This is a genomic window from Brevibacterium sp. AGC70 (genome assembly GCF_057334195.1).
Map to the genome: position 1 here is coordinate 48,966 of NZ_JBHFIH010000011.1, position 9,336 is coordinate 58,301.

The following is a 9,336-nucleotide window of genomic DNA, read 5'->3' on the forward strand; positions in this document are numbered from 1 at the left end:
GGGGGGTCACCTCGGCGAAGGTGCAGGCAGCATTCTGCCTCAGGTGAGAACGGGCGGCGTCGGCGAGATCAGATGTGGCGTCCGCCGGAGATCTCGGTGACTGTGCCGGTGAGGTAGCTGGACAGGCCGGAGGCGAGGAACAGCACCACTGAAGCAACCTCTTCGGGTTCTCCGGGACGGCCCAGCGGGATCTCGGCGAGCTTCGAATCGATCGCGTGCTGGGGCATTGCCGCGGTCATCGCGGTGTTGATGAAGCCGGGCTGGATCGCATTGATGCGGATGCCCTTGAATGCGACCTCCTTGGCCACGGCTTTGGTCATGCCGACGATGCCGGCCTTCGCCGCCGAGTAGTTCGACTGACCGAGCATGCCGACCTTGCCGCTGATGGAGGAGACGTTGACGATCGCCCCTCCGCGGTCCTGTTCGCGCATGACACCGGTGGCGACCTTGAGTCCGTTCCAGGTGCCGCGCAGGTGGACGGAGATGACGTCGTCGAACTCCTTCTCGCTCATCTTGCGAATCGTCGCGTCGCGGGTGATTCCGGCATTGTTGACCCAGATATCGACGCCGCCGAAGGTCGTCGTTGCCGCATCGGCGAGCTTCTGTGTGTTCTCCAGAGAGGCCACATTGCACACGACCCCGGCGGCAGAGTCGGGTCCGCCGAGTTCAGCTACGGCCGACTGCAGGCTCTCCTCGTTCATATCGCCGAGGACGACCTTGGCTCCGGAGTTGACGAGGCTTCGGGCCATTGCCAGGCCGAGTCCCTGGGCGCCGCCGGTGACCACGGCGACCTTGCCGGTGAGCAGGCCGGGGATCTCGGAGATGCCTTGGGCAGTGGGGGCGGTGGTGGCTGGTGCGTCGGTCATCAGGTCCTACTTTCTTTGCGTGTGGATGTGTCTTCTCAGTGTGCAGGCGAGCTACAGGTTGAACTGTGGTTTGTGGGCGCCCTTGAGCAGCTGCCGGGCAACGACGACGCGCTGGACTTCCGAGGTGCCCTCATAGATGCGGAACAGGCGAGCATGGCGGTAGAAGCGTTCCACGGCGGACTCACGCATGTAGCCCGTTCCGCCTTGGATCTGCACACCCTTGTCGGCGATGCGACCCAGAGCCTCTGAGGCGAAGAGCTTTGCAGAGCTGGGGCCGAGCTTCCGGTCCTCATCGGCATCCCAGCGTTTCGCAGCGGCGAGTACGAGAGCCTTGGCGGCGGCGACCTCGGTGTAGATATCGGCGAGCATGGCCTGGACCAGCTGGAACCGGGCGATGGGCTCTCCACCCTGTTTCGCCTCGGCGGCATAGTTCACGGACTCGTCGAGGATGCGGGTGGCCTGGCCGACGCAGATCGCGGCGATGTGCAGGCGGCCCTTGTTCAGCGAGGCCATCGCGGCGTAGAAGCCCTTCTCTTCCTCACCGCCGATGAGGTTGGCGGCGGGCACACGGACGTCGTCGAAGAAGATCTCCGAGGTCCAGGCGCCGGCCTGGCCCATCTTGTTGTCATGGGTTCCGACCGTGACGCCGGCCGTCTTCGTCGGGACGAGGAAGACGGAGATGCCCTTCGATCCCCGCGCGTTCGGGTCGGTGCGGGCGAAGACCATGAGCACGTCGGAGGACTCGGCGTTGGTGATGAAGCGCTTGCTGCCGTTGATGACGTAGTCCTCGCCCTCGCGCACGGCTCTGGTGCGCATGCCCGAGGGATCGGATCCGGCCTCGGATTCGGTCAGAGCGAAGGAGGCGACGACATCGCCCGAGGTCAGCCGCGGCAGCCATTCGCTCTTCTGCTCGTCGGTGCCGTAGTTGACCAGGACCTGCCCGGCGATGCCGTTGTTCGTGCCGAAGACGGACCGGAACGCCGGTGTCGTATAGCCGAGCTCCATTGCCAACTGCGCATCCTGTTCGGCATTCATGCCCAGCCCGCCGTACTCCTCGGGCAGCGCCCAGCCGAAGAGCCCCATGTCGGCGGATTCCTTGATGATCGCCTCCGGGATGGCGTCGTCGGCCTCGATATCGAGTTCGATGGGGACGACCTTCTCGCGGACGAATTCGCGCACGATCGAGAGGACGTCATCCAGTTCCGAAGTATCCATGCTTCGCTCTCCTTGTGTGGTGAGGTGGTGCTGTGAAGTTGTCGGTGGTGGTGTTGCTGTCGCCGAGGTGGGAGCGGTGCCCTTCGTCGCCGAGGTGGTGCTAGAGGCTGTCGATCCAGGCGCGGACCTGATCGGAGTCGGCCCCGAGCTCCGGTGGTGCGAGGTCGTAGGAGACCTCGGACTTCGCCAGTCGGATCGGGTTGCGGATCGTGGGAATGATGCGCTCGCCTTGACCGGTCTCGACGATCGGGTCGAGGCCGAGGTCCCGGGCGCGCTCGACTCCCTGGGAGATCGAGTTGATCGGGGCGCAGGGCAGGCCCACGGCCGTGAGCTTCTCAAACCATTCCTGAGCCGTATGTTGCTGCAGGGCAACGAGTAGTTCGGGTTCGAGTTCGTCACGGTTGGCGTTGCGGGTCTTGGCCTTTGCGAAGCGTTCGTCCTCGGCCCAGTCTGGCCGCCCGAGGGCCTTGGCGAGGGCGGCGAACTGACCGTCGTTGGCCGCGGCGACGATGAGTTCGCCGTCCTTCGTGGCCATCGGTTGGTACGGGTAGAGGCTGGGGTGGGCGTTGCCCATGCGCGTCGGTGTCACACCTGCGGCGGCATAGGCTCCGGACTGGTTCGCCAGGCCCGACATCGCTGAGGACATGAGGTTGGTTTCGACCAGCTGACCCTCGCCGGTGAGGTTCTTGTGCTGGATTGCGGCCATGATCCCGATCGTTGTGTGCAGACCGGTGATGACGTCGAAGACCGCGACGCCGGCACGGTAGGGGGAACCGTCGGGACTGCCGGTGACGCTCATGAACCCGGACATGGCCTGGACGAGCAGATCGTAGCCGGGCAGCGCATTGTGCGCGCCGAAGCCCGTGACAGAGGCATAGATGACTTCAGCGTTGGCGTCCTTGACCGAGTCGTAGTCGAGGCCGAACTTCTTCAAGCCGCCCGGTTTGAAGTTCTCGACGACGATGTCGGCTCTGGCAGCGAGCTTCTGGGCGATCTCGAGGTCATCGGCATCGGAGAAGTCGAGCACGATGTCGAACTTGTTCCGATTGATCGACAGATAGTAGGTGGCATCGTCGTCGCGGACCGGTGGGCTCCAATTCCTCGTGTCGTCACCGCCCGGGCCTTCGACCTTGATGACCGTGGCGCCGAGGTCGGCGAGCATCATCGTGGAATAGGGGCCGGCGAGGACACGGGAGAAATCAACGACGATTTGGCCCGAGAGGGGACCGTTGCCAGCGCGTGGGAGGAAATCGGCGATGGACGCGGCCTGCTCTCCCTCACACTCAGTGGGATCCTGCGGTTCCTGACCGTGATCCGACCCTTGGAGATCCGACTCTTTGAGATCCAGCGGTGCCTGGGTCGCGGTGGTCTCACCATTCATCTATGAACGCTCCCGGTGATTCTGCTCGACTCTGAGGTTCCTCAGAGTGTTTCACCCCACAATATAGCAATGTAAGTAATAATGAGAAGTGATTGTTATCTGTATTGGTATTTAAGCGAATGCAGGATCCGTGTGCGGTCGTCGGTAGATGGAGAGCAGAACATGATGGAGATTCAGCAGGTGCGTTCCTTTCTCGCCGTCGCCGAGGAGCTGCACTTCGGCCGTGCCGCTGCGCGGCTGGGTGTGCTCCAACCTCCGCTGAGTCGCACGATCCGCGCCCTCGAGGACGAGCTCGGGGTCTCCCTGTTTCAGCGCACGACTCGGAATGTGAGGCTCTCGCCGGAGGGTGAGGCGCTGATCGAACCTGCGAGAAAAATGCTCGAATACCAGAGTCTTGCCGTCGATTCCGTCCAGCGGGCGGCAGCGGGGGAGACCGGGCGCATCAGCTTCGGCTTCGCCAGGTCATCCTCACGAGCTCTGGCGGCTGCCCTGGTGACAGCCTCGCGAGGGCGGAGTCCGGGCATCGTCTTCAGCCTCGAGTCCAACGTCTTCGCTGAGGAGGGCCTGGCCAGGCTGGTCGAGGGAACCCTCGATCTCGCCTTGGTCCGATGGGACAAGCAGCCGCCGGGGGTGACGGGGCGACCGGTCATGATCGAGCGCCTGTGCGCCGCCCTGCCCGAAGGCCATCGGCTGGCAGAACGTTCCTCCCTGCGCGTGGATGAACTTGCTGACGAAGACTTCATCACCCTGCCTGCCCATCCCAGCTCGACGCTGCGAGAAAACACCCTACGGCTGTGCCACGAGGCAGGTTTCACGCCTCGCCTGGCTCAGGCGGCTCCGGATTCGCAGACGATCGGAGCCCTTGTTGCAGCAGGACTGGGTATCTCGATCACCTTCGACTCGGTCTCGGCGAATACGCGTGAGGCCGGAACCGTGGCCGTACCCCTCGATGTCGAGCAGGATCCCTCGACTCTGTACCTGGCGCACCGGACCGATCATGGCAAATCGTCGCTGGAGGCAGTGCTCGCCCTCGCGGAGGAGGTTCTGCCCACAGTCGTAACAGAGTGAGTGTCGCGTGTTGCCTCGATGCGCCTTGCCTCGTGGTGCGGCGCCCATCGTCGGGCTGCGTCAGAGTGTCGCGTTCCACGCATCGAGCCTCTGCCGCAGGATCCTTGAGGTCATCTCGGTCCGACCGATGCCGAGGTAGTTGGGCAACCAGGTCTCAACACGGTCGTGGGCTCGAGCTGCGGCTTGCACATCCCAGGCGTGGATATCGCTGATCGGGCGGCCCAGCAGTCGTTCGTACTCCTCGAGGAAGAGTCCGGCAGCCTCGGGGGAGCCGAGGAGCACAAGGTCCTGTCGGCACCACGCCATATCGACTCCGCGCGGACCTCGGCGTGCACCCGACCAGTCGACGACTCCGGCGAGCCCGCCTGCCTCCCATAGTGCATTCCCGCACCAGAAGTCTGAGTGAGTGAGTACTGGATCACGCATGTCCAGACAATCCCATTCTCGCTGAGCACGGAGTCCAAGAGCAGAATGTCCATGCGGAGGCTCTGCAGGAGTGGGTCTCAGCCCGCTGCCGTCGAGTGCATGGATCCGCACCAGTGCCGCCGCCATCTCTGTGGCGATCACTGCTGGTGACAGCTCGCGGTAGGGTGCAGTGCCGGCGACCCGTGAGGTCACAATGACGGGATCGCGCAGATCATCGCTGACTGCGATCAGTCGGGGAACCCAATCACCCAGTGCTGATATCCGGTTGAGGATCTCAGCTTCCCTGACGGCCGAATCGTCATGGGCAGGGAAGGCGCGGACGACGTATTCTGTCTCTCCGTCGGTCGCCAGCAGGGTGGTTGCGTGCTGACCGCCTGTGAACTCTTGAAGGAACGTCAGCTCTCGCCCGAGAAGGCGGGATGCGCTGCGGACCAGCCTGACGGCATCTGCGCTGAGCGGAGCGCTTCTCATACTGTTGGGTTCTGCGACTGGGAGTGTGCTGCTCCGGTCGCGAGTCCGTCGAGAAGCAGATCGAGGAGGCGTTCGCGCTGAGCGGGAGAATCCCCGGCGACGGCGTGGCCAAGTTGGATTCCTATGAGCGAAGCCGTGACGTCCTTTGCGTCGACATCATTGCGAAGCACGCCGGCGTTGCTTCCTGCCGAGAGGAAGGCGGCGATTGTTTCAGTCACGCGTGAGCGCGTGTCCGGGGTGGCGATGGTGCCGGCGGCCCATCCTGAACGCAGCGTTTCGAACATTCCGTGCTTGAGCTCCACGAATTGGAAGTAACGTCCCGCCCAGATGTGCAGTGCCCTGTCGGCGGGGTAGTCCTCAAGGAGGCTCGGAGCGGCTGCGATGACCGCGTCCAACTCTGTCGCGTAGAGGGCATCAACGAGTGCCTCGCGGGTGGGGAAATGGCGATAGAGGGTTCCGATGCCGACTCCTGCGGCCCGCGCGATGGCGTCCAGTGACGCACCGGCGTCCCCGTCTGAGTAGGCATCGCGAGCCGCGGCGAGGATTTTGCTGCGGTTGCGGAGTGCGTCGGCCCGCATGGGTGCTCCTGGGATTGGGTCGGATTCAGGATTCATAAACGGAGGACACTCCGGTAGCGTGGTGTCCACAAAGCGGAGGAACCTCCGCTCACCGATGATTATCACATAGGAGGCTCTCATGAGCACCGCCGAAACGAGACGCGACGCAACGATCGAGCTCGCCGGTCTCACCATCTCCAAGGTCGGATACGGGACCATGCAGCTTGAGCGCCTCGGCGATGATCCGCAGGCAGCGATCGGGGTGGTTCGGCGAGCAGTCGACGAAGGGGTGGGGGTGATCGACACCGCTCATTTCTACGGTGACGGGTTCGTCAACGACATTCTGCGGCGAGCGCTGACGGACGATGAAGAGATCGTGATGTCGACGAAAGTCGGGGCCGAATACGATCCGGCGGGTGCGATCCCGCTCCGTCCGGCGCAGAAGCCGCACCAGTTGCGAGCGGGTGTCGAAGATAATCTGCGAAGTCTCGGTGTCGAATACATCGATCTGCTCTTCCTGCGTCGTCTCGATGCGGGGCCCGGAATCACTGCGGAGGGTGACCAGCTGGTCGCATTGGACGACCAGCTGGCGGAGCTGGAACAGCTGCGGGCTGAGGGCAAGATCGGTCACATCGGGCTCAGTGGCATCACCGGCGACTCCCTCGATGAGGCAGTTCTCGGGGTGATCGCTGCCGTGCAGAACAACTTCAGCCTCGTCGATCGCGGCGACGAACCGATTCTCCGTGCGTGTGCCGACAACGGGGTGGTGTGGATGCCGTTCTTCCCTCTGGGAGGAGCGCAGCCGGGTATCGCGAAGGTCGGTTCGCATCCTGTCGTTCGTGACATAGCGGCAACATTGGGCATCACACCGGCGCAGCTCGGCTTGGCGTGGCTGCTGCACCATGCGGCGAATACCGTACTGGTTCCCGGCACCACTTCCATTGCTCACCTGAGGGAGAACCTCGCTGTCAGTGCGATCGAACTCTCCGCCGAGGTCATGGATCAGCTCGACCAGTTCGACTGGCCCGGCAAGCTCGACCAACTTGACTAGCCCGAGCGGCGAGTGCCGGTCCGGGTGGATGCTGCGACCGCCTCGGCGACAGGGGTCATAGCGGATTGAGCCGCAGGTTGACGGTCGGTCCCGCGCACGCTTGCCTGCTGCAGCATCCTCTTCAGGCCGACCACATATCGCAGAGCCATCATCTTCTGCGCTGCGAGGGACATCGGCGCGGCGGCTTTCAACAGCGGGCGTCCGGGAACGGATTCCGAAGTGATGGAGACACCGAGGCGACCGTCCGAACCGACGGACACGAGGAACGTCTGCTCCCCAGACTCGAGGTGCCCGGGCAGAGTGCGATAGACGAAACCCGCTGCAGATTCTGCGTCGATTACCTCGATGACTTCGCAGGATCCGACCGGAACTGTGAGCTCGCGTCCGCGCAGACGAGGTGCAGGCAGCGGCCAGGTCGGATTGAGCCAGAGATTCACGACCTGACCGACTTGAACACGACGGACCGGACGCGCGATGACACCGGCAGACTCCTGCAGCTTCCACGTCAGGATCGCCTCCCTTGCCATCGGGAGCACCTCGGCCGGGCCCAGGTCGAGGGTCTGCTTCAATCGATTCATCCGTCATCTCCTGATGCTGCCGGCCAACTCGTCCTTGTGATTGTCGGTCGCTCCTGCCTACGATACAAACACAGCACTGAGCGAACGCTCGGTTAACTCGACGGACGATGGAGTTCACGCATGACAGAACACGCCAGCACCCAAGACCAGGCCCACCTCGGCGCGCGATTCGCCGGTCAGGTCGCACTCATCACCGGTGCCAGTCGTGGAATCGGACTCGGCATCGCCAAGCGGCTGCAGGCAGAGGGTGCCACCGTCATCCTCACCGCCCGCAAACCCGAGGCCCTCGCCGAGGCGGTCGCGCAGTTCCCCGAAGGCACTGCCCTGGCCATTGCCGGGAAGTCCGATGACGCCAAGCACCGCGCGGAGGTCTATGACACGATCGCGGAGAAGTTCGGTCGACTCGATGTGCTGGTCACGAACGTAGGCATCAACCCGGTCTACGGTCCGCTCATCGACCTTGACCTCGATGCCGCTCGCAAGATCCTCGACGTCAACGTCATCGGCACGCTCGCCTGGGTGCAGGAGGCAGTCCATCACGAGAAGCTGGGCTTCCGCGAGAATAAGGGGCGGGTGGTGAGCATCTCCTCCGTCGCTGGGGATCGGCCGAGCCCGGGTATCTCCTTCTACGGCATCTCGAAGGCAGCGGTCTCGCATCTGACTCGATCACTGGCCGTCGAGCTCGGTCCCGACATCAGGGTCAACGCCGTCGCCCCGGCCGTGGTGAAGACGAACTTCGCCACCGCACTCTATGAAGGCAAGGAAGAGGAAGTCTCCTCTGCTTACCCGGCCAAGCGTCTCGGAACTCCCGAGGACATCGCCGCTGCCGTGGCCTACCTGGCGTCCTCGGATGCCGACTGGATCACCGCCCAGGTGCTCACCGCCGATGGGGGAGTCATCACCGCCGGCGGCAGCGCCTGATTCTCCTCGTTCGCTGAGGAGAATCGGCCCCTCTGCCTGAATTGACTGTGGAGGAATGGTCGCCCGAACCGTGTTTTGGCGACCATTCCTCCACATCAAAACCGTCACTCCGCGACAAGAAACCGTCACTCCGCCACAGGCAGGTGTTCAGCGCGGAAGGTCTGAGGCGGGCTGTCCTGCCGCGTGGCGGCAGATTCTGCGGCGCCCTATCTCAACGGGCTGTTCAATTCGCTCGATCTCAGTTGGCTCTCCAGCGGGTGGGTGATCCTGCTGTGTCTCGGCACGGTCACCGCCATGGTTCTGCTGCCGGAGACCAAGGGCAAGGACCTTGCCGAGATCTGATGCGGTTCTTCGCCGGGCAGAAAGGCCTGATTCTCCTCGTTCGCTGAGGAGAATCGGCCCCTCTGCCTGAATTGACTGTGGAGGAATGGTCGCCCGAACCGTGTTTTGGCGACCATTCCTCCACATCAAAACCGTCACTCCGCGACAAGAAACCGTCACTCCGCCACAGGCAGGTGTTCAGCGCGGAAGGTCTGAGGCGGGCTGTCCTGCCGCGTGGCGGCAGATTCTGCGGCGCCCTATCTCAACGGGCTGTTCAATTCGCTCGATCTCAGTTGGCTCTCCAGCGGGTGGGTGATCCTGCTGTGTCTCGGCACGGTCACCGCCATGGTTCTGCTGCCGGAGACCAAGGGCAAGGACCTTGCCGAGATCTGATGCGGTTCTTCGCCGGGCAGAAAGGCCTGATTCTCCTCGTTCGCTGAGGAGAATCGGCCCCTCTGGCTGAATTGACTGTGGAGGAATG

The 9,336-nt window shown here is 63.5% G+C and carries 11 protein-coding genes; 5 read left to right on the forward strand and 6 right to left on the reverse strand.

Translation table 11 applies throughout. From position 1 onward, the window contains the following. Window positions 1–68 precede the first annotated feature (68 nt). The 3 genes from fabG to ACE03M_RS08575 form a co-directional block, all read right to left on the reverse strand. Entirely contained in the window at window positions 69–866 is a 798-nt protein-coding gene (gene fabG, locus ACE03M_RS08565) for a 3-oxoacyl-ACP reductase FabG (protein WP_485933558.1), read from the reverse strand. A 51-nt stretch (window positions 867–917) separates the two neighbouring features. Then, the gene (locus tag ACE03M_RS08570) at window positions 918–2,081 is read right to left on the reverse strand and encodes an acyl-CoA dehydrogenase family protein (protein ID WP_485933559.1); all 1,164 of its coding nucleotides are present in this window, start codon (window positions 2,079–2,081) and stop codon (window positions 918–920) included. Window positions 2,082–2,181: 100 nt separating this feature from the next. Next, complete coding sequence (locus tag ACE03M_RS08575; protein WP_485933560.1) at window positions 2,182–3,462, reverse strand: CaiB/BaiF CoA transferase family protein; 1,281 nt, start codon at window positions 3,460–3,462, stop codon at window positions 2,182–2,184. Between the two features lie 162 nt (window positions 3,463–3,624). On the opposite strand from ACE03M_RS08575, the gene ACE03M_RS08580 reads away from it, so the two are divergent. After that, window positions 3,625–4,530, forward strand: coding sequence for a LysR substrate-binding domain-containing protein (locus ACE03M_RS08580; protein ID WP_485933561.1), 906 nt, complete (start codon window positions 3,625–3,627; stop codon window positions 4,528–4,530). A gap of 60 nt (window positions 4,531–4,590) precedes the next feature. On the opposite strand, the gene ACE03M_RS08585 is transcribed toward ACE03M_RS08580, so the two are convergent. Both ACE03M_RS08585 and ACE03M_RS08590 read right to left on the reverse strand, forming a co-directional pair. After that, window positions 4,591–5,427, reverse strand: a complete 837-nt coding sequence (locus ACE03M_RS08585; protein ID WP_143923116.1) for a phosphotransferase family protein — start codon at window positions 5,425–5,427, stop codon at window positions 4,591–4,593. Continuing rightward, the gene (locus tag ACE03M_RS08590; RefSeq protein ID WP_260848147.1) at window positions 5,424–6,005 is read right to left on the reverse strand and encodes a TetR/AcrR family transcriptional regulator; all 582 of its coding nucleotides are present in this window, start codon (window positions 6,003–6,005) and stop codon (window positions 5,424–5,426) included. The genes ACE03M_RS08585 and ACE03M_RS08590 overlap by 4 nt, the downstream gene beginning before the upstream one ends. A gap of 118 nt (window positions 6,006–6,123) precedes the next feature. Between ACE03M_RS08590 and ACE03M_RS08595 the strand changes: the two genes are divergently transcribed. Then, window positions 6,124–7,035, forward strand: coding sequence for an aldo/keto reductase (locus ACE03M_RS08595; RefSeq protein WP_143923118.1), 912 nt, complete (start codon window positions 6,124–6,126; stop codon window positions 7,033–7,035). On the opposite strand, the gene ACE03M_RS08600 is transcribed toward ACE03M_RS08595, so the two are convergent. Continuing rightward, window positions 7,032–7,613 (reverse strand): DUF1990 family protein, encoded by a 582-nt coding sequence (locus ACE03M_RS08600; RefSeq protein ID WP_485933564.1) that lies wholly within the window; start codon window positions 7,611–7,613, stop codon window positions 7,032–7,034. The two genes, ACE03M_RS08595 and ACE03M_RS08600, sit on opposite strands and share 4 nt — an antisense overlap. A gap of 120 nt (window positions 7,614–7,733) precedes the next feature. Here ACE03M_RS08600 and ACE03M_RS08605 point away from each other — a divergent pair, with 120 nt between their 5' ends. The 3 genes from ACE03M_RS08605 to ACE03M_RS08615 all read left to right on the forward strand — a co-directional run bounded on the left by ACE03M_RS08605 (window position 7,734) and on the right by ACE03M_RS08615 (window position 9,248). Next, a complete protein-coding gene (locus ACE03M_RS08605) occupies window positions 7,734–8,534 on the forward strand; it encodes an SDR family oxidoreductase (protein ID WP_143923120.1) in 801 nt (266 codons plus the stop codon). A gap of 183 nt (window positions 8,535–8,717) precedes the next feature. Then, the gene (locus tag ACE03M_RS08610; RefSeq protein WP_186293113.1) at window positions 8,718–8,876 is read left to right on the forward strand and encodes a hypothetical protein; all 159 of its coding nucleotides are present in this window, start codon (window positions 8,718–8,720) and stop codon (window positions 8,874–8,876) included. 213 nt (window positions 8,877–9,089) lie between these two features. Further along, entirely contained in the window at window positions 9,090–9,248 is a 159-nt protein-coding gene (locus ACE03M_RS08615; protein WP_186293113.1) for a hypothetical protein, read from the forward strand. Window positions 9,249–9,336 lie beyond the last annotated feature (88 nt).